Annotated in this window: 11 protein-coding genes; 5 read left to right on the forward strand and 6 right to left on the reverse strand. The window is 43.3% G+C overall.

Annotation, left to right across the window (positions count from 1 at the left end; genetic code table 11):
* From AX660_RS16620 to AX660_RS16630, 3 genes are all read right to left on the reverse strand, one after another.
* Positions 1 to 819, reverse strand: an 819-nt coding sequence (locus AX660_RS16620; protein WP_131811826.1) for a tryptophan halogenase family protein, incomplete at its 3' end; no start/stop codon positions are given.
* Positions 806 to 2,257, reverse strand: a complete 1,452-nt coding sequence (locus tag AX660_RS16625; RefSeq protein ID WP_068379166.1) for a tryptophan 7-halogenase — start codon at positions 2,255 to 2,257, stop codon at positions 806 to 808. The genes AX660_RS16620 and AX660_RS16625, both read right to left, overlap by 14 nt.
* Positions 2,258 to 2,260: 3 nt before the next feature.
* The gene (locus AX660_RS16630; protein ID WP_068379170.1) at positions 2,261 to 3,787 is read right to left on the reverse strand and encodes a tryptophan halogenase family protein; all 1,527 of its coding nucleotides are present in this window, start codon (positions 3,785 to 3,787) and stop codon (positions 2,261 to 2,263) included.
* 375 nt (positions 3,788 to 4,162) lie between these two features.
* On the opposite strand from AX660_RS16630, the gene AX660_RS16635 reads away from it, so the two are divergent.
* Complete coding sequence (locus tag AX660_RS16635; RefSeq protein ID WP_068379173.1) at positions 4,163 to 7,462, forward strand: TonB-dependent receptor; 3,300 nt, start codon at positions 4,163 to 4,165, stop codon at positions 7,460 to 7,462.
* Between the two features lie 189 nt (positions 7,463 to 7,651).
* On the opposite strand, the gene AX660_RS16640 is transcribed toward AX660_RS16635, so the two are convergent.
* Genes AX660_RS16640 through AX660_RS16650 form a run of 3 tightly spaced genes read right to left on the reverse strand, consistent with a single transcriptional unit; the run spans position 7,652 to position 11,424 of the window.
* The gene (locus tag AX660_RS16640) at positions 7,652 to 8,653 is read right to left on the reverse strand and encodes a LacI family DNA-binding transcriptional regulator (protein ID WP_068379176.1); all 1,002 of its coding nucleotides are present in this window, start codon (positions 8,651 to 8,653) and stop codon (positions 7,652 to 7,654) included.
* A 33-nt stretch (positions 8,654 to 8,686) separates the two neighbouring features.
* Positions 8,687 to 10,039, reverse strand: coding sequence for a glycoside-pentoside-hexuronide (GPH):cation symporter (locus AX660_RS16645; RefSeq protein ID WP_068379179.1), 1,353 nt, complete (start codon positions 10,037 to 10,039; stop codon positions 8,687 to 8,689).
* 2 nt (positions 10,040 to 10,041) lie between these two features.
* The gene (locus tag AX660_RS16650; RefSeq protein ID WP_068379182.1) at positions 10,042 to 11,424 is read right to left on the reverse strand and encodes a GH1 family beta-glucosidase; all 1,383 of its coding nucleotides are present in this window, start codon (positions 11,422 to 11,424) and stop codon (positions 10,042 to 10,044) included.
* Between the two features lie 397 nt (positions 11,425 to 11,821).
* Between AX660_RS16650 and AX660_RS16655 the strand changes: the two genes are divergently transcribed.
* The 4 genes from AX660_RS16655 (at position 11,822) to AX660_RS16670 (ending at position 22,166) form a co-directional block, all read left to right on the forward strand.
* Positions 11,822 to 14,377 (forward strand): glycoside hydrolase family 3 protein, encoded by a 2,556-nt coding sequence (locus AX660_RS16655; protein WP_068379185.1) that lies wholly within the window; start codon positions 11,822 to 11,824, stop codon positions 14,375 to 14,377.
* A 401-nt stretch (positions 14,378 to 14,778) separates the two neighbouring features.
* Positions 14,779 to 17,427, forward strand: coding sequence for a glycoside hydrolase family 16 protein (locus tag AX660_RS16660; RefSeq protein ID WP_068379188.1), 2,649 nt, complete (start codon positions 14,779 to 14,781; stop codon positions 17,425 to 17,427).
* Between the two features lie 115 nt (positions 17,428 to 17,542).
* Positions 17,543 to 20,482: a TonB-dependent receptor gene (locus AX660_RS16665; protein WP_068379191.1), complete on the forward strand. Its 2,940-nt coding sequence runs from the start codon at positions 17,543 to 17,545 to the stop codon at positions 20,480 to 20,482.
* A 127-nt stretch (positions 20,483 to 20,609) separates the two neighbouring features.
* A complete protein-coding gene (locus AX660_RS16670) occupies positions 20,610 to 22,166 on the forward strand; it encodes a tryptophan halogenase family protein (RefSeq protein WP_068379195.1) in 1,557 nt (518 codons plus the stop codon).
* Positions 22,167 to 22,188 lie beyond the last annotated feature (22 nt).

Raw genomic sequence — 22,188 nt, forward strand, 5'->3', positions numbered from 1 at the left:
GCGCCATTGCCAGCCAGCCTTTTTGGCCGTTGATACAGTATAAGGGGGCAGTGGCTCGATGCGTTCGCAAGCTACCGCTTGGGCGCGGTTACAAGGTAGCCAGTGGCTCCAATCTTTAAATTTTACGCCAAGGGTTTTATCTAACAACAGCGCTTTAAAACCGCTGCAATCAAAGAAAAAATCGGCTTCGATAATTCGCCCATCTTCTAAAATGACACCTTTAATATTGCCTGAGTCTTGGTGAGTTGTGACATGTTTGATCTTGCCTTCAACTCGAATGATACCGCGCTCCTCTGCATAGTCACGTAAAAATGCGGCATAGGCCGTGGCATCAAAATGATAGGCATAACGTAAGTGAGATAGCACCGATTTGGGATTATTGTCGGGTAAGATAAATTTAGCCTGTTTGGCCGCGATAGCACAAATGCTGTAGTCTTCGAGCTTGGCAGCATTGCCATTAAGTTTGCTATGCAACCAGTATTGGTGAAAGTCGATGCCATTCATGTCAACGCCGTGGCCGCCAAAAGGATGGAAATAGCTATCACCTAGTTTGCCCCAGTCACGAAACTCAATACCTAACTTAAAAGTACCCTTGGTGGCAGCCAGAAAGTCTCGCTCGTTAATGCCCAACATAAGATTAAAATTGGCGATATCGGGGATAGTGGCTTCGCCCACACCTATTGTGCCAATTTGTTCAGACTCTACTAAGGTAATTTTTACGTTTTCTGGCAGCAGCATTTTAGATAAGGCTGCGGCTGCCATCCAACCTGCCGTGCCGCCACCAATGATCGCGATAGATTTAAGATTATGAGTGGCCATGTTTATCCCTTAAGTACATCGAGAGTTTTTCTAAATAAAGGTGGTGAGGCGGCATTTTTGATGCCAGATGTGCCATGCCAGCACACATGGCATCGAGTTGGGTTTGCATTGCATCAAAGTCAACTTGCTCAGCCATTCTGTCGTAACGTTCGGGTATTCTGCCAAGACCTGCATGTAGGATTGCCCAATCTTGTTGGTTGAAAGGTTCAAAGTCAAAACTAGCTAGGATACCTCGATGTTTATACTGGCTTAACTTTCTGTCGAGTTTCTCATTTGCTTCATAAACCACGTCTTGTTGCGCGGCATTGTGCTGTCCTGCATAGTGTGCACGATGAAAGAGTTCGGCGTGCACAACGTCATCAATGAATCGGCGATTGTATTCGTGGCTTTCTATCCGTGTATCAAGGCTTACCGGGATAAGTTCGAGTAATCGCTCGATGTCTTTTTTCAATAAGATATAGGGCGCTGGAGTCAGAGGCTCGAAGGCATAAGCAGCATGACTAATGCCAACACAATTGCCTTGCCATGCTTTGTGGCGATAACCAAGTTCAAGCCTTAGGCCATGTTCAGACTCAGTTGTATAAGGAGATTCAACTAAGGTCACGATGTGATCTTTGCAACGTAAGGGCGTAATTAACTGCCAGCCGTGTTTGTTACCTGTCACTGAGCGGCAAGCTGGGCCGGTTTGTGCTTTTGTCTGGGTTTTGTTACTTACCTGCACAGTGCGCTGGCAGGCAAAGTCATTGTTGAGTTTTGACAGTAGTTGGCTGCTAGTGCCACTGCAGTCGATATATAAGTCTGCCTGTAATTTTGTGCCATCAGCCAATTGCACATAGTCGATATGCCCTTGGCTATGCTCAGGCTTATGGCTATGCTCCAGCGAGGAAATCTCCTGTTCAATCAGTGTGACTCGTGTTTTATCAAGGTGCTTAGAAAAAATGCCTGACCACTGAGCGGGATCAAAATGGTAGCCATATTCAGCACGTGACAGAGGTGATTGTGGATTATCGACAGGCGGATGGGCGAAAGTGCCCTTGATTGCCGCTTGCGCGCTAATTAAAAAATCACCTAAGATTGTTTTGTGCCGTGTCATAAAGTGATGTAACTCTACGCCAGCTGTCGCTGCAAAAGGCAAATGAAAACACTGCATCCACGAGCGTTTGTCATCACCCCAATGTTTAAAGTGAGTGCCAAATGAAAAGGTGGTATCGGTATCTAAGATTAGCTCTGGCTCTGTTACGCCATATTGTAAATTAAAGTGATAAGCATCTGGTGAACTGAGGCCTCCATATAGCACATCGCTAGGGCAGGGGGACATTGGTTTCACCCATAATAGAGTGATGTGTTTTGGCAGCGCTTTACTCAAGGCGAGAACCGTCATGCTGGCCGCGAGAGTATTACCATAAACGAGAAATTGAGAGGTAGCTGGTTGCGACATGATTTAGCTCTTCGCTCTTATCAGTTGACTGTTCGAAGCTGCACCTATCGCCACTAAAAAGTCGGCATGATTCTTAGCTTGGTTTACCCCGTTTGCGATATCAGTGCGCATGGCTTGGGCTTGCTGTTTAAGCTCTACAAAATTGTAATTATCCACACGAGGATCATAATGTTGGGGGCGCAGGTTTTGCCCTAGCATTACTGCTATCCAACTTGGTGGTAAAAAAGATCCAAACTCGTAACGTTGAACATAACCACGATGCAACCAGTAGTCTATTTTTTCTTGCAAACTGTCAGGCAAGGTCATGTTGCTAAAATAGCGCCACATTTCACTATCGTCACGCTTTGTCGCCACATAATGTAATAACAGAAAGTCGCGAACCCTCTCGAATTGCAAGGCCATACGGGCGTTGTATTCTGCTTTATCTAAGGTATTTGCTGAAGGGCTAGGGGATTCGTGGGGAAACAACTCTAGCAGGTTGGTAATGCCTTCTTGGATTAAATGAATCGAGGTGGACTCTAAAGGCTCTAAAAATCCGCCGGCAAGACCGATGGCAACAACATTGTTTTTCCAAAAATGATTGCGTCGGCCGGTTTTAAAATAGAGTTGTTTGGGCTCACTAAGGGCAGGGCCGTCTAAATTTTTGAGTAATACCGAAGTGGCTTCATCTTCTGAAATAAATTCATCCCAGTAGACGTGACCGTTACCAGTTCGATGTTGTAAAGGAATGCGCCATTGCCATCCGGCTTGCCGGGCTGTTGCTCGAGTATAAGGTGACAACGGCCCGTGACGTTCACAGGGTACCGCAACCGCGCGATTACAAGGGAGCCATTGCGACCAGTCTTGGTAACCGGATTGCAGTGTTTGTTCAATGAGTACGCCGCGAAATCCGGAACAATCTATAAACAAATCGGCACTGATTTGTTGCCCGTCATCTAGGGTAATCGCAGTAACATCGCCAGAGCTTTTATCGATAAGGGTATCGACAACGATCCCCTCGATACGCCGCACGCCATTGTTTTGTGCAAAACCACTTAAAAATTTTGCATAAAGACCGGCATCAAATTGGTAGGCATAACCAAAAGCTTGCTGCAGTGGGCTTTTTCCGTCTTTGGGTAACTGAAATTTATTGTTTTTGGCCGCCACTATGCCAAACGCGTAGTCGTTTAGCACGCCATAGTCGCCATGTTTTGTGAGTTTTAATAAGTGCTGATAAAAGGCGATACCGTTAATTGTTTGGCCAAAGTCACCAAAGGGATGAACATAACTGTCGCCTAAACGGCCCCAGTCACAAAACTCGATACCTAACTTGTAAGTCGCTTCGGTCTGCTTCATGAAAGCACTTTCATCTATACCTAGACCTTCATTAAACAACCTAATATGGGGCAAAGTAGCTTCACCAACCCCCACGGTACTGATGGTATCTGATTCAACTAGGGTGATTGAATTTATTATATTTTTGAGTTTTTTGGAAAGTGCCGCCGCTGTCATCCAGCCAGCTGTACCACCACCAAGAATGCATACTCGCATATAATGTAAATTCCTATGTTGTTTACTTAGTGTATTTTTTAAATTTTAGAATGTTAATTTAAGTAACGTTTTTACTACAAATCGAAAGACTATCACAAGCCTTGAAAACTACCACGCATACTAACATTTTTAAATATATGTTTGAGTTATAATGAAAGCGCTTACTTTTTTGTTATAAACTTGTTAATCTTGTGGTGTTGTTACAAAGCAGAGCTATTTTTGCGCAGCTAATTGTTCAGTCTGCTTTGCCGTTGTTGAAGACCCTTAGGTATTAAACGTCGGGTTTTTAGTGCGAATAGCTTGTTTCGTTAACCACGTTTTATGTAGCGCTCACATAATTAATAAATTAGTAACAAAAAACACACTGGAGAGAACATGGACACACAAAAAAGATCAATTGTTGCTTCGTCGGTGAAGGTAGCTCTGTATGGCGCCACCGCACTAATGACATCGTTGGCCGCGCATAATGCATTGGCACAAACGGCTGACGAAGCGGCGACCCTAAATGAAAATGAAGAAGTCATTGAAGTCAGAGGTATACGTGGCGCATTAGCCAATGCGGCTGAATTAAAACGTGAATCTAATACTTTTATGGATTCAATTACAGCATCCGATGCCAACGCCCTGCCTGACTTGTCTGTTGCCGAAGCCCTTTCTCGGGTGCCAGGCGTGACAGTAACTAAATTCGACATCGGCGCCAATGGCGGCGATTTCCCGTCGGCTGAAGGCTCAGGTAACTTAATCCGTGGTTTAGGTTTGATACGTTCTGAACTGAATGGCCGTGATGCTTTCACCGCAGATGGTGGTCGTGCCTTAGATTGGTCAAGTATTCCACCACAAATGATTGAAGGTGTTGATGTTTATAAAAATCAAAGTGCTGATCTGATTGAAGGTGGTATTGGTGGCAGTATTAATCTTAGAACCATTGAGCCTTTTGATCGTGATGGACGTTTTGGTGTTATTTCGATAGATGGCACCTATAGCGACTTAAGAAAAGAAACCTCTCCTACATTTAGCGCGGTATTTGGTGACCGTTGGAAAACCGACAGCGGCGAGTTTGGCCTTGTAGGGTCATTTTCTCATTCTGAATTGAAATCATTATTTAACGGTTATCAGTCAGGCGCGATTAATCCAGTTCCGGTTGGTTCTGTTGCAGGTGACAAATATTTTGATGTTGACGTAGAAGATTTTGTTGGCGATTTGATCCCGACTGCAGGTCAGACGGTTGGTATCATTAACGGTTTTCAACTGCGTGCTACAGAAGTAGATAGAAAACGTAGTAATGTCTACCTAGCGGGTCAATGGCAAAGTAACGATGATTCGGTTAAAGCGACGGTTAAGTATATTCGTGTTGACAACAAAGTATTTGATTTAGAACGTACCACAGAGTGGCAAGATGGTGGTGGTGCTTATGCGCAAACCACGAGCGATAGCAATATTATCGTGTCTGATGTCCGTCTTAGACCTTTTACCTCATCGGGTGTACCACGTTGCGGTAACGGTGCAACCGGAGACGACCCAGCAAACTTCTGTAGTCAACTTATCCCAATAAATGGTGGTTTGTTCGAAGAAGGTGTTATTTCGTCTAACGAAAGCGGCTGGTTTGGTGCACCTGGTGCGCAAATTGGTAACTTAGGTATAGGTCGAGCAACAGACAGTCAGACCGACGATATAAGTATCAATATTGAATGGCAAGTAGATGATCAATGGTCTGTTGAATTTGATGCTCATCGCACCACATCTTCTCAGGAATACAGAGAGCAATGGATTGGCTCAACGACTCATTTGGACTTTAGAAGTCGCCCTAATTTAGACAGTCCAGAAATTGAGTTTTTTTACAATGATGGCTTTACCTTTAATCAGGGTAATATTGTGGACGCAGGTAACAATGTTGTTCCTTCTGCTGCACCCACTTCAACCTCTGATCCTGCAGGCTACTTTATGGGCTATGCGGCAGATACATTTAGAGACGGGGATGGCAAAGCCACGGCTGTTAAAGTGGATCTTACCTACGATTTTAATCCAGATGGCGATGATTGGTTCCAGTCGGTTCAGTTTGGTGTACGCCGTGCAGAACGTGAGCAAATCTACCAAAATGCTGGGCTAAACTGGCAAGGTGTTAGCCAGGCTTGGGATGGCAACGGTATTGCAAGATTTAATGCCTTTGACTCTGAAGTTCATCAGGCATATGACTTTTCTGATTTCCAACGTGGTGGTGTCGTAGTCGGTGCAAATACTAGTATGGTTTTTGTGCACCCTGATTTGCTGAGAAACCCTGATTTGTTTTATGACTTTTTGGCCACTGAGCCAGATTTAAACAATGGCGGCGAAAATAACGATCAATATACCCCTTCTTATTCACCCTTTAGTAATGGTACCGACACGCGCAGGGATGCTCAATATCGTGAACAGTACACCGATGCACAAACAGCTAATGTCAATGAAGTGACGACAAATTTATACGCACGTTTTGACTTTGCACAAGATTTTGACAATGGCATGTATGTACAAGGTAACTTTGGTGTTCGTTATGTCAAAATGGAAACTGACTCAATAGGCTCTTACCAATACAACCAATTTGGCGCAGATGAACAACAAGTTGGTCGTCCACCTGAAATAGAAGCTATTGATAACATAAGGGATTTCTTACCAGAAACGGCGGCCTATCTTGATCAGGCATCAACCGACAGAAGTCTTGGTCTGAATAAGGATTATTATTTGCCTTCATTCAACGTTAAGTTGCATCTTGATGACGAATGGTTAGTCAGATTTGGTTTAAGCAGAGGCTTAACACTACCTGATATCGGTAGCTACAGTGCTTCGCAGAATATAGGTGCTGTGACGAGTATTCAATTCCCTGAAATTGAAGAGGGCGATCCCGATCCAATTGGTGCTCTAGGTGCCAATGTGTCTCGCTTAGTAATCAATGGCGGTAACCCTAATCTGCAAGCGACGGAAGCGACTAACTTAGACTTAGCCCTTGAATGGTATGGCGATGGCGGTAATTATTTCAGTCTGGCGTTTTTTAATAAACAAATTAAAGACATAGTGCAAACTGGCGCAATTGCTCAAGTTGATGCGATTAATTTAGACGGTAAAGAAGTACCCATTTATTATTCAGGTGCTATGAATCAGTCTGATGCTAAGGTTAATGGTTTTGAAGTTTCAGGTCAGTATTTCTTTGATAATCTACCTGGCTTATGGTCAAACTTAGGCGTACAAGCTAACTATACTAAACTGAATGTTGACGCTGACTCACCTGATCGTTCTCTTGATGCGGATGGCGATGGTATTCCAGATGGTTTTGACGGTATTGTGCGTATAACGACCTTAAACGGTATTATCGGCCAATCAGAAAACTTTGCTAACCTTGTGGGTATTTATCAGGATGATAAGTTAGAAGTACGTATAGCTTATCAATATCGTGATGAATACCTGAACTCATACGTGACGTTCATCACAGGTAACCCAAATATTCAAGATGACAACTTCTCGTTGGATGCCTCGGTTAAATACCACATAACAGATAATCTCCAAGTGAGTTTACAAGGTACTAACCTGACGGATGAACTTCAGACATCTAAGGATATCTTGAATGGAGGAGGAGAAACCTTCCAACGTTCGAGCTTTATGTTTGATCGCCGCTTCCAGTTTGGGGTGCAATACACCTTCTAGCGTTAGGATTTACGTCATAATGTAAAGCCGCCAAAGATTGTTCTTTGGCGGTTTTTTTTGCTTTAGAAAAGGGCTGAATAGGGAAAGTCAACGCAGTCTGCTAAGTGTGGCAGAGCTATGTTGGAGTTTTAATAGATAAACAGAAGTTGGCAGAGTCTTAAAATGTAGGGAGTTAGCTTAACTCCCGTTTTAGTTGATATTTTTTACTGAATCTCTGACTACAAGTTCAGGAATGAACAAGTGTTGGATGTCTTCTTTACGATCAATATACAGGTTGTTGAGTACCCAAGAGGCGGCGGTTTTACCGATGTCAGAGATAGGGTAATTGATCGTGGATAGTTTAGGGTAGGTGTAACGGCTAAAGACTAAATTATCAAAACCAATGACTGAAACATCGTCGGGTATACTGCGACCTTTTTCACGTAAGGCACTCATGGCTCCGGCAGCCATTTCATCGTTGGCACAGGCGATAGCGCTAAAAGCAATGCCCGTTTCCAGTAGCACCTGAACGCCTTTCTGACCACCTTCCTCTTGAAAGTTTCCTTCATAAATCAAACGTTTGTTGGGCTTAATGTTAAACTCTTGCAAGGCTCTAAGGTGACCGTCATAGCGGTTTTTGGCATCGGTTTTCCACAATGGACCTGCTATATATGCAATATCGCGATGGCCTTGTTGCAATAAAAATTTAGTGGCGGTGTAGCCACCCATTTCATTGTCTAAACAAATACAATTAGCGGCAATTTCTGGAATATAACGGTTGACGGTAACAAAAGGGATCTTGCGAGTTTTTAGCTCAATCAGATATTCATCGGATACGGCTTCAACATGCAGTATTAGTGCATCACAGCTACGGCTGATCAAAAACTCCACACCTTCTTTTTCACTTTTTTCGTCACTGTGGCCCGCGGTAATAATGGCGTGTTTACCAAATTCACGTAGTGCTAGCTCAATGTCGCTCATCATTGAGCCATAAAACGAACCGTGTAACTCTGAAACTAAAATACCTACGCTATTTGAACGGTTAGAGGCTAAAGACTGGGCAACCGTGTTGGGCCGGTAATCTAGCTTCTTCATAGCTTCCAAGACCTTAAGCTTGGTTTTTTCACTGACCAGACTATTGTTGTTAATAACCCGCGACACTGTGGCTAATGAGACGCCCGCCAATTCAGATACTTGATAAATAGTTGCCATATTTTTAGTTTTATATTCCGTTTTTAAAGCCGATTAAGTTTGCGCTGTTTGCATCTGAGTTGTTTTGTTTAAGTCATTTTGTAAGTCTACGACTTTACTTTCAGTCAAACGATAGTAACGCATAATAAATGCAACGATCAAAGATGCAATACCGGGATACACAGCAAACGAAAAAACGATACCCTGTTTGACACTTTCAGTTTGTACTGCATCTGCTTCATAACCGTAAAAAGCTAACAACCAACCCGCTAACGCGCCACCAATTGCCAAACCAAGTTTAATAAAAAAGACTACTGACGAATAAACAATGCCCGTAATGCGAAGTCCGCTCTTCCATTCACCGTAATCCACGGTGTCGGCCATTTTGGCCCACAATAAAGGCGTGGCCATCTGGATAAAAAAGCTCCAGAAAAAGTAGGCCGCAAAGGCTAGGGCAATTTGTTCTGAGCCAATAAAATAGCTGACAATGCTGATGATAGCAGCGACCACTTGTAAACCTATGTAGGCCTTTACCTTGCCGATTTTTTTGGCGATATAGGGCGAACAAATGCAGCCGAGAATATTACCAACCATGCCCAATGTCACAAAAGCCGTGATCAACTCTTCACGTAACAAATAATATTTAACGTAATAAATTGCCAGAGTTGAACGTAGAACCATGCCTATCAATAAAAACATCGCAGCGCCGCATAATACTCGCCATTGATCATTTTTGAACAAGGCTTTGAAGTCTTGTTTGAGTGTGGAGTTTTTAGAGGCACTGACAGTAACACGCTCTTTAGTACCAGCAAAACACAGCACAAACAGCACAATACCCAATATGCTTAAGGCACCAATGGTAAGTTGATAACCTTTAGCTTTATCACCAGCGCCAAACCAATCAACTAAGGGAATGGTTAGTGAAGTGACTAACAGCCCACCTAACATGGCACATACAAAACGATAAGACTGTAGTGATACTCGTTCAGTTGGATCGCTGGTTAATACTGCTCCCAAAGCAGAGTAGGGGATGTTAATGGCGGTATAGGCAATCATTAATAGACTGTAAGTAACAAAGGCGTAGATGATCTTGCCCTGTGGTGTTAAATCTGGGGTAGTAAAGGCCAAAACACTGATGGCGGCAAAGGGTATGCACAGCCAAATCAAATAAGGTCTGAATTTTCCATGGCGAGTATTGGTTCGGTCAGTCAGGGCGCCCATCATGGGATCAGTCACCGCATCTAGTATCCTTACCGCTAAAAACATAGTACCCACTACCGCAGGCGAGATGCCAAAGATGTCAGTATAAAAAAATGACAAAAATAACATGACCGTTTGAAACACTATATTACTGGCGGTATCACCCAAGCCGTAGGCAATTTTTTCTTTGATACTCAGTGTTTGCATAATCAAATGACCTCGTTATTGATGAGGTGAGGACGGCTAGTTACAAAATCTCGGTAGGCCTTGCCACTAGTTTTAATGGTGCGTTGCTGAGTTTGGTAGTCAACATAAACAATACCAAAACGTTTAACATAACCTTCGGCCCATTCAAAATTATCCATCAAACTCCAGGCAAAATAGCCTTTGATATTGACCCCTTGGCGAATAGCACTATCAACCGCCATCAAATGGGTTTGGTAATAACTCAATCGATCTTGATCATCGACTTTATTATCCAGCATTTTGTCCGGCATGGCAGCGCCATTTTCGGTAATGTAAATGGGCGGGAGTTTATAGGTATTATGCAGATCAAGTAGTAACTCAGTTAAGCCTTGAGGATAAATTTCCCAGCCCATATCCGTTAAAGGCAGTGGTTTTTCTGTCACTTTGGCAAAGCCATTTTGCATATCAGTTTGGTAAATTTCACGCGTGTAATAATTAACACCCATGTAGTCCATTGCTGCTGAGATGATATCCATGTCTCCGTCCACTATGTCGGGTCTATGATCAAGCGGTATCTCATTGATAAGTGCCGGGTATTGCCCATCAATCAAGGGTTTGATGTACCACTGGTTAAAGTGTTGGTCGGCTAACTGAGCGGCATTGATGTCTTGTGGTTCATCGGTAAGGCTATGGCAGGGGGTAAAATTAAGTACAATGCCATTCATACTGTTGGGGCTGTTTTTAGCGAGTACTTCCATCGCTAGACCATGAGCTAGTAATAGGTGGTGAGCTGCTTTTTTACCAAATTTTGGGCTTTTTAAACCCGGAGCGTGGATGCCAATTTCGTAACCTAGATAAGAGCTGCAGAAAGGTTCATTTAAGGTAGAGTAGGAATAGACTTTATCACCAAAAGCTTGGCTTACTAAATCAACATAATGTTTGAATTGATAAGCGGTTTCGCGGTTTAACCAGCCACCTTGATCTTCTAAATACTGGGGCAAGTCCCAATGGTACAAGGTAACATAAGGTTTAATACCCTTGGCTAACAAACCATCAAGCAAATTAAGATAAAAACTAATGCCTTGTTGATTTAATTGACCATTTTGCAACATCACTCTTGGCCATGAAATGGAAAAGCGATAAGCATCAACTCCTAAAGAGGCGATAAGGTCTATGTCTTGTTGCCATAAATTGTAGTGATCACAAGCCACTAAACCGTCAGAACTGTCCCTGATAGCACCAGGCTGCTGGCAAAACCTATCCCAGATGCTTTCTAAACGTGTATCAGCACCCCCTTCAATTTGAAATGATGCTGTTGCAACACCAAAGGTGAAGTCAGGTGACAACAAGGAGGAATCGCCAGGGATCTGCAATTGAGTCTGATTAGTTAGACTTTCCGTTAACATGATAACTCTCTTTTCTGGTTAAACTTATTCAACAAGTTGAAATTAGCTTTATAAATTTCTAGACATTTTGTAAGGCGACAATTATTGTAAGCGCTTTCATAAATGTTATACGGATGTTAAGTTTGCGTCAAATGATAATCAATAGAAGTGTGAAATGCTTTTTTAAAATTAACTAAATCAATAGTTTAATTGATTGATATTCGACGATATGCGTAACAAATGTATATCCACCTATTTATTTATCTTATTAAGGCAGGTCCATGGCTCAAATTTCCGGTGTCGCACCAACAATACAATTGGCTCAACCATATTCTGCTCCCAAACAAGGTTTTGTTTTGCATGTCTTAGCTACTCGCCAAACAAGATCTCACACTCAAGCATCTGGAGTCGCTCGGTAATGAAATTTTCACTTTCTTATTTCGCCATACCTGCCGCCCTCTTTACCTTGTCTGCTTGTAGTGATAATCCTGCTATTCCTAGTAGCGCTAAAAGTAGCGATAACAGCCAGAGTGCGACTCAAGTACCTGATTTTTGGCCCGTATTGGATATTGCGATAAAAACAGACGCAGGGGTTGAAAAACAGGTCGCTGAGTTATTAGCCAAGATGACCATTGAGCAAAAAGTCGCTCAGACGATTCAGCCAGAAATTCGTGATATCACTGTTGAAGACATGCGCCAATATGGTTTTGGTTCGTTTTTAAACGGTGGTGGCGCCTTTCCTGACAATAACAAACACGCCACACCTCAAGATTGGATTGCCGTTGCTCAGGCCATGTATTTAGCCTCGGTTGATGATTCACTCGACGGTTCAAAAATTCCTACCATGTGGGGCACAGATGCCGTACACGGCCACAACAATGTGATTGGCGCGACGTTGTTCCCACATAATATTGGTTTGGGTGCCATGCATAATCCCGCCTTGATCAAAGAGATTGCTAAAGCCACGGCTGCAGAAGTAATGGCAACTGGTATTGACTGGGTATTTGCACCCACTGTTGCGACTGTACAGGATGACCGCTGGGGGCGAACTTACGAGAGTTATTCTGAAGATCCGGCGATTATTCGCCAGTATTCACAGGCCATAGTGGAGGGATTACAAGGCGACCCACAAAGTGGTTATTTTAAAGATGACAATGTTATTTCTACGGTAAAACACTTTGTTGGTGATGGCGGTACCGTAAAAGGTGATGACCAAGGTGATAATCTATCTACTGAACAGCAGTTGTTTGAATTACATGCCCAAGGTTATGTTGGCGGCCTAAGTGCCGGCGCTCAAGTGGTGATGGCTTCGTTTAATAGTTGGCATGGTGAAAAACTTCACGGTCATCAATATTTGCTAACCGATGTACTTAAAAAACGCATGGGTTTTGATGGTTTTGTGGTGGGTGACTGGAATGGTCATGGGCAGGTCTTAGGTTGTAGCAATGAAAGTTGCCCACAAGCCATGAATGCAGGCTTAGATGTTTACATGGTCGCCACTCCAGCGTGGAAACCGCTTTACGAAAATACCTTAGCCCAGGTCAAATCTGGCGAAATCCCTTTAGCGCGTTTAGATGATGCCGTTACTCGTATTTTGCGAGTAAAAGTACGTGCAGGTTTGTTTACTAAACCCGCGCCTTCCGAGCGTAAATACGCCAATTTAAACAATGTAATTGGTAACGATGCCCATCGCGCTGTGGCTCGACAGGCCGTGCGTGAGTCATTAGTGCTACTTAAAAATAATGGGCAACTATTACCATTAAAAGCCACTCAGGCATTTTTACTGGCGGGTGATGGTGCCGACAATATTGGTAAACAAAGTGGTGGTTGGACTATCACTTGGCAAGGTACCGGTAACAATAACGATGATTTCCTCGGTGGACATTCCATTTATGACGGTATCAAATCGCGGGTTGAAGCCGCAGGTGGCAGTATTGAACTGGCGGTAAACGGCGAATATCAGCAAAAGCCCGATGTTGCTATTGTGGTTTTTGGTGAAGAGCCTTATGCCGAAGGCAATGGCGATATTGATAACCTTGAGTATCAACGTGGCAATAAAACGGATTTAGCTTTACTGCGAAAATTAAGCGCGCAAGGTATTCCTACCGTTGCGATTTTCCTCTCGGGTCGACCACTGTGGGTTAATCCAGAACTCAACGCCTCTGATGCTTTTATTGCTGCTTGGTTGCCGGGTAGTGAAGGGCAGGGGGTCGCCGATGTGATTTTAGCCGATGATTCAGGCAAGGCCGAATTCGACTTTATCGGGCGTTTACCCTTTTCTTGGCCAACCACACCGACTCAAACACCTTTAAATTTTTATGATGCAGACTATCAACCGCTGTTTAAACTGGGTTACGGTTTGAGTTATAACAGTCATGCCGAACTAAGTAATGAACTGTCTGAAGTTGTAGAAAAGACAGAGCAAAATATTCAAACCAAGGTTTTGTTTGAACGCTCTGCCATAACACCCTTGTATGTGGCTATTAATGAGGATAATCAAACCCTTAGAATGAATAGCAATAGCCTGATGACACCTAATATTAAAGTGCGTACCACTGATAGAACGGTGCAAGAAGATGCTTTACAGATCACGTGGTTAACGGACCAAGTTAGTAAATTTAGTTTGCAGAGTGATTTTCCTGATGACTTACGTTCATCGCTAGAAGCCAACAGTAGTTTACAGTTTGATATCAAACTTAATTCACTCTCAGAGCCACAAATTGAACTGCTAATTGAATGTGGCGATGCCTGCAATGGGCGCGTTGTTTTAAAGGAGCAGCTTGAAAACCAGCAATCTAGTTGGCAGACAATGAGTATTGACTTAGGCTGTTTTGCTCAACAAGGAGTAGATTTTTCTAAGATATATTCACCTTTTGCTTTAACGGCAAATAAAGATACCCAGATTGAATTATCGAATATTCGTTTAGTTGCCAATAGTGCGGATGTAGCGACGATTCAGTGTGCCGCTAACTAAAAATTATATAGCTGTACATCCGATACCTTAAATTACTACATTTCTATCTTTAACTTTGCTTTCAGTAACATATACGCCTGTTGCTGAAAGCCCTTTCAAATAAGCGACTGGTTTTTGTTAACAAAAACCAGTCGGTAAATACCTGTCTTTGCTAAATCCGATTTTAATTGCTGTTTAAATATGCACCATTGAGTGGGGGGCTTCAGTGTAGCCCCTGTAAATACAGTGCAATACCATTGTGTTGGTATTCGTTAATTAAATTAATTTATTTGTTATAAGTGATGTTAATTATTTGTTGACCTTTCGTATGCTTTGATTTAATTTTGTTGAAAGCGCTTACATTATTGAAAGTGGTTTCACTTGTTTCACTTGTTTTACTTTTTGCTACTAGGAATTCATGTATGAACATAACAAGTACACATTTACAAAAACTTACTGCTGTAGCGATGGCGGTTGGTTTGTTTAGTTGCGGAGGAGGCTCAGAATCAAATACTAAATTTGACCTTGTTAATCCCGCAGAACCGGTGAGCGATTGGACCTTAGTCTGGAGTGACGAGTTTGACGGCGCCAGTATTGATAAAAATAAATGGACCCACGAAATCAACTGTAATGGTGGTGGCAATAACGAACAGCAATGTTATAGCGACAGTGCCGAAAACTCTTTTGTATCGGGCGGTACACTTAAGATAGTGGCTAAACCGGCGGAAGAAGGCGCGCCTTTACCTTATACCTCGGCACGTTTAAATACGCGTTACAAAGCCGATTTTAAATATGGCCGTTTTGAAATGCGCGCCAAATTGCCTTCTGGACAAGGCTCTTGGCCAGCCTTTTGGATGTTGCCCACTGATTATGTTTATGGTGAATGGCCTAAGTCAGGCGAAATCGACATCTTAGAAGCGGTTAACTTAAAAGTGGCCGACAGTGAAGGCAATGTCGAAGCAAACGTACATGGTACTTTGCATTATGGTCAGGCTTGGCCGGCTAACAAACAATCCGGTAAAGCCTATTTGTTACCTGAGATGGCTAACCCTGCTGATGATTTTCATACCTACGCGATTGAATGGCAAGAAGGTGAAATTCGCTGGTACGTAGACGATTATTTGTTTGCCACGCAAATGAAGTCAGAAGTGCGCTATAACGGCAAAGGTGAAGCAGTAGGTTTAAAACACCGGGGCTGGTTTGCTGAGTACTTTGATATTGTTACTGGTGAGTTAACCACTCATTGGGACAATGCACCTTTTGATCAAGACTTTCATTTACTTCTTAATTTAGCCGTAGGTGGTAACTGGGCGGGCAACGTTAATAATACCGGCATCGATGCCGCGGCGTTTGCCGATGGACAAACCTACGAAATTGATTATGTACATGTTTATGAATGTGCAATAAATCCAAACACAGGTAAAGGCTGTGAAACCATTCGCGCTGGCTACAAGGTAGAAGCTAGTGATGAAAATCCAACTGGTGCTTTAGTAATAGGTGAAGCACCTATTCCGTCACCACCATCAACTGGTATTGCGACACCTATTACTATTTTTGCTGATGCAGAAAACGCCGGATGGCCTGTATGGGATTGTTGTGGTGGCACCGTGCCTACCATTGAAACTGATAATGCCGAACATGGCGCGACAGTTGAGTTTGTCATTGGTGCTGCTCCAACCGTAATGGGTTTTAACTCACGTCTTGGTAGTCCTGCAAAAGCCTTTGATGCTTCACCTATGTTAACCACTGGCAGTATCAAGTTTGATATGAAAGTCGTTTCGATGCCCAGTAACAGCAGTGCTCCTTGGTTATTCAAAGCTGAATCCAATGATGCAACAACTGCAGTAGAAATGGATTTGACCCTTGGCAATGATGGCAACCCTATTGTTGCCGGTGAGTGGCAGCACTACGAATTTAGTCTACAGACTCTTGCGGATGCAGGATTGGACTTGTCAGGTATCGATGTATTGATGATTTTTCCAGCCTGGGGTGCCGGTGAGGGCGCGGTTTACCGTGTTGATAACGTCGAAATTTCACAGGATGGTCCGGTTGTTTATCCTGAATTAGTGTTGTTTAGCGATCAAACTAACCTTGATTGGCCAATCTGGGATTGTTGTGGTGGCTCTACGCCAGTTGAAGCGATGGACGATGCCGAACATGGTCTTACGGCTGAATTTGCCATAGGTGCCGCACCAACTGTAATGGGATTTTTGTCGGCAGAAGGTGTGAGCTTTGATGCAAGTGAGATACTGGTAGAAGGTGTAGTGCAATTTGATATGAAAGTTGTCAGTGCACCCAGTGATGCCAGTGCAGCTTGGTTGTTTAAAGTTGAAGCGGGCGGTGCCACTTCAGCGGTTGAGTTACCATTAACCAGCAGTATTGAAGGTATTGCACCTGTTACAGGCCAATGGCAAACCTATACCTTTACTTTGCAATCATTATCGGATGCAGGTTTGGATGTAAGTGAAATTGATGTAGTGATGGTATTCCCTGCTTGGGGAGCGGGGAACGGCGCGGTTTACCGTATTGATAATGCCAAAATATACAATCCAAATGCCCCTGAAGTACCAGAAGTTGGCCTGACTTTATTCAAAGATATGACGCCAGAACAGTGGTCTATCTGGGATTGCTGTGGTGGCTCTACGCCAAGTGTTGAAACCGATGATGCACAACATGGTTCAGTTGCCCAATTTAGTATTGGCGCCGCACCTACTGTAATGGGCTTTCTAGCTGCTGATGACGTTTATTATGACGCCAGTGCATTGCTTGCTAGTGGTGTTGTCAGGTTTGATATGAAACTTGTCAGCGCTCCGAGTGATGCCAGCGCCCCATGGTTATTCAAAATTGAAGCGGGTGATGCCTCTAGTGCGGTTGAGTTGCCTTTAAGTGCAAGCTTAGAAGGCGTAGATCCAGTCGTTGGACAATGGCAAACCTACACGTTTACGCTGCAATCATTGTTTGATGCAGGATTAGATATCAGTCAAATCGATGTAGTCATGGTATTTCCAGCTTGGGGTGCAGGTAATGGCGCGGTTTATCGTATCGATAACGCGGCTATCACCATTCCTTAAGTGATATTAGCGCAACGAAATCAAATGAGGATCAAAGTGATGGCATGTAAGACAGTAACAATGCTGTGCCTCACTTTGATGTTTGAAAAAGTTTGAACTTATAAGTAGGGCAATTATGAAACAACAAACCTTCAATAAAAGTCGATTAGCCGCATCTATTGCGTTGCTAATGGGCAGTACTATGATTTTACCGGCTGTCGCTCAAGAAACCGCGCCAGCAGAAGATATGGAAGTAATACAAGTTAAGGGGATACGTGGCAGTTTAGCGCGTTCTATGGATATGAAACGTGAAGCCAGTGGGGTAGTTGATGCTATATCGGCAGAAGACATGGGTAAGTTCCCTGATACCAACCTAGCAGAATCATTACAACGTATTACTGGTGTGACGGTTAGCCGTTCAAACGGTGAAGGTAGCCAAATTACCGTAAGGGGTTTTGGTCCGGATAAAAACTTGATCACCTTAAATGGCCGACAAATGCCAGGTACTGGTAATACTCGTTCTTATAGCTTAGAAAACCTCGCTTCTGAAGGGGTGAGTGCCTTAGAAGTGTACAAAACCGCCCGGGCTGAAAACCCCAGTGGTGGTTTAGGCGCAACGGTTAATATCGTTACCACCCGACCTTTGGATGCACCAGGTTTAAAATACTCGGTATCAGGTAAGGGCATTTACGATACCTCTACCGTCGCAGGAGATGAAATAACGCCTGAAGTTGCCGCTTTATATAGCAATACCTTTGCTGATGATAAGTTTGGGGTGGCGATAACCTTATCGATGCAACAACGTGATTTTCAACAACAAAGTGCTAACGTACCAGGCTGGCAAGCTGACCAAGGTTTAGGTAACGCTACAGGTGATAACGCCATTGACTTACGTGCTACTGATGCCGAAGGTGAAAAAGTCGGTCACACCTATTTACCTCGCCAGATTTCTTACAATATCAATGATGTAGAGCGTTCACGTTTAAATGGTCAGCTTACTTTGCAGTACGCACCTACTGATGATATGAAAATGACTTTGGACTACGTGCGTTCTGAAGCCGAAACCTCCACTAAAGGCCAAGGCTTTGGTGTGTGGTTTAACTTTGGTGGCAATATCAGTTCTTATCAGTTAGACGAAAATGGCACGGCGATTAACTTTACCGAAACCGCAAATGACTTTGCTCATTCGGCCAACCAAGACACCACTTTGGTCAAAGCTGAGTCTATCGGTTTTAACTTTGACTGGCAGGTCACTGACACTATCCATATGGAGTTTGATTACCATGACTCTACTAATGCCATAGATAATGGTGCGGATAAAGGCAGTCGTCACGCTGGTAATGTCATCATTGCTCCTAATAACATAGTGACTAAAACCTATGATTATTCTAGTGGCGAAGTACCTCAGTTTTTAATTACTTGGCCGGATAATGCCAAAGAAGCCAACCCAGGCGATTTTGACCCCTTATTTGCGCAAATAAGCCGCGGAGCAGGTGAGTCATCCATTAAGCAGTTTCAGTTTCACAGTGAATGGGTGAACCCTAGCGACAGCTTTTTAGTTAATGCTAAGTTTGGTTTAGCCCATACTAAGCAGCAAACAGGCGGTTGGGGGGCTGACAACGGCAACCAAGGTCCAAATGGTTATAATGGCAATATGGCCGTATTCCCAGATAGCATGTTCACGCGCAATGATACGGGTAATTTTTTAGATGCGCTGGATGGCGGCGGTAGTGATCTGGTCACCAATTATTATTACACCTTTGATTATGCTGAAATAATCGCGCGTATGGCCGATTATTTTGGCATTGATATTGATCCACTGGCAACGGGCGGCATTGATTCTTCAGGTAGTGTCACCGAAGAAACCAGCAGTGCTTATTTGCAAACCGCAATGTACTTTGAAGTGGCGGATATGCCTATTGATGTCAATGTGGGTCTGCGTTATGAGCAAACTGATGTAAGCAGCCCGGTCTATCGTAAGGTCGAAGATTCGATTGTTTGGTCTAACCCTACTGAATGGCAAGTACTGTACAAATCAGGTGAAAACTTGTTGGTCGAGTTTGAAGGCGATTATGACCTGCTGTTACCTAACATTGATATTAAAATGGAAGTGACAGACGATGTTGTAGCACGTTTCTCGGCAGGTAAGAGCATCGCAAGACCACCATTAGGTAATTTGATTGGAGCGCTTTCGTTGTCAGGTAGTCCAAAACCGGGCAGCAGAAACGGTAGTTCAGGTAACACTGGGCTGTTACCCTTTGAATCGACCAACCTTGATCTTTCTTTTGAATATTATTACGAAGAAGGTAGTTACGCTGCATTAGGTTTATTTCGTAAAAGTGTGAAAAACTTCATTACTAATACCAATACTAAAGAATCGTTTGAAGGTTTACGGGATCCGTTAAATGGCCCTCGTGCCGCTCAAGCGATTCAAGATTTAAAAACAGCAGCCGGTGATCCCAGTTTTGTGCCTAGCGATGGTGATGTATTCACTCAGATCATTGCTAATGGTGGCGGCACTTTAGATGCGGTTACGGGTAATTACATTGTATTGCAAAATGGTGATGATCCCTTAATGGAATGGACTATTAGTAAACCCACCAACGGTGATACCAGAACAGTAAATGGTGTTGAACTTTCGGTGCAACATATGTTTGGTGAGTCTGGATTTGGTGCGTCTTTTAACGCCACTTTTGTTACTGGTGACGTTGAATATGATGTAGAAAGTTTTGCCCAGCAGTCGCCTTTAGCGGGCTTAGGTGATTCTGCTAATGCTCAGGTGTTTTACGAAAAAGACGGTCTGTCAGTGAAGGTGACTTATGCATGGCGTGATGATTATTTGATTGGTGTTGGGCAGGCACAAGGTTCGGCTGAAGCGCCTCCTCAGTTTGGCAAAGAGTACGCGCAAACCGACATGAGCATCAATTATGATGTGAACGATAACCTAACGGTATTTTTTGAAGGTTTGAATATTACCAACGAAACTGAACAAGGTTATGGTCGTTATGTCGAGCAATTTTTATTCGCTCGCCAATATGGCCCACGCTATACCTTAGGTGCGCGTTATACCTTTTAATTAAGGCTGAGGTAATTAAACAAAAAGCCGCTGATTCAGCGGCTTTTTACTTTTAATTAGCGTGATATATTGTTAAAAAGTTCTTATGTCTGAGTATTCAGGCAACAGATAAAGCAGGAAAGGTTTGGTGGATAAGACAACTCGCATTATTACTATTGTTGGTGGTGGCACAGCCGGGTGGTTAACCGCTGGTGTTATTGCCGCAGAGCACATGGCAAATAGTGAGCAGGGCATTGAAGTACGTTTAATTGAGTCACCTGATGTAAATATCGTGGGGGTAGGTGAAGGTACGTGGCCAACCATGCGTGGCACCCTTAAAAAAATGGGCATTAGCGAAACTGACTTTATCCGTGAATGTGATGCCAGTTTTAAACAAGGGGCAAAATTTGCCAAATGGGTAACAGGCGCAGAAAACGATGCTTATTATCATCCTTTGGTACTACCTCAAGGTTATGAAGAAATAAACTTAGTGCCTTTTTGGCAACCTCATGGCGATAAAGTGTCTTTTGCCGATGCCGTCAGTTTTCAAGGCCATTTGTGCGAACGTGGATTAGCGCCCAAACAAAATACTACGCCTGAATACGCACATGTAGCTAACTATGCATATCATCTTGATGCGGGTAAGTTTGCGGTTTTTCTGCAAAAACACTGCACGCAAAAATTAGGTGTGAAACATATTCTGGATCATGTTATTCAGGTGAATGCTGCGGAAAATGGTGATATTGCTTCTCTAACTACTAAAAACTCCGGCGACATAAGTGGCGACCTGTTTATCGATTGCTCGGGATTTAACGCCCTGTTGATTGGTCAGCATTATCAGGTGCCGTTTATCTGCAAAAAACACATATTATTCAACGATAGCGCTTTGGCTTGTCACGTTCCTTATGCCAACAAAAACGATGCAATTGTTTCGCACACTGTCTCAACCGGTCAGTCAGCGGGTTGGATATGGGATATAGGTTTACCCTCTCGTCGCGGAGTAGGCCATGTCTATTCCAGCACACATATTAGTGATGCTAAAGCTGAAGCTGAATTACGAGACTATATACGCACCAGCCGTGCTGATATTGCCGATGAATTAACTATCCGAAAAATTGATATCAAACCCGGCCATAGGGAGGTGTTTTGGCACAACAACTGTGTGGCGGTAGGCTTGTCGGCAGGATTTTTAGAGCCTTTGGAAGCCTCAGCATTGGTGCTGGTTGAACTATCAGCTCAAATGATCAGTGAACAATTACCTGCTAGCCGTGCAGTCATGGATATTGTAGCTAAACGTTTTAACGATAAGTTTTTATATCGTTGGGACAGAATTATCGATTTTCTAAAATTGCATTATGTGCTGACCAAACGCACTGACAGTCAATATTGGATAGATAATTGTAAAGCTGAAACTATCCCACAAGCCTTACAATCTTTGTTAACCTTGTGGCGTTACGAATCACCTTGGCACCATGATTTTACGCAGGTTGACGAAGTCTTCCCCTCCGCCAGTTACCAGTATGTATTGTATGGAATGGGCTTTGAAACGCTAAGCAGAGCCACTCAGCGCCGTTCACAAAATGCCCAACAAGCAGAGCAACAATTCAGAAAAAATACTGAGTTAAGTCAAAAATTAGTCGCGGGTTTACCCACTAATCGTGATTTAATTAATAAAATCCACCAGTATGGATTGCAAAAAATCTAAGCTGGCTGTGATAACTAACAAT

It is taken from the genome of Paraglaciecola hydrolytica, from assembly GCF_001565895.1.
Classification (GTDB): Bacteria; Pseudomonadota; Gammaproteobacteria; order Enterobacterales; family Alteromonadaceae; genus Paraglaciecola; species Paraglaciecola hydrolytica.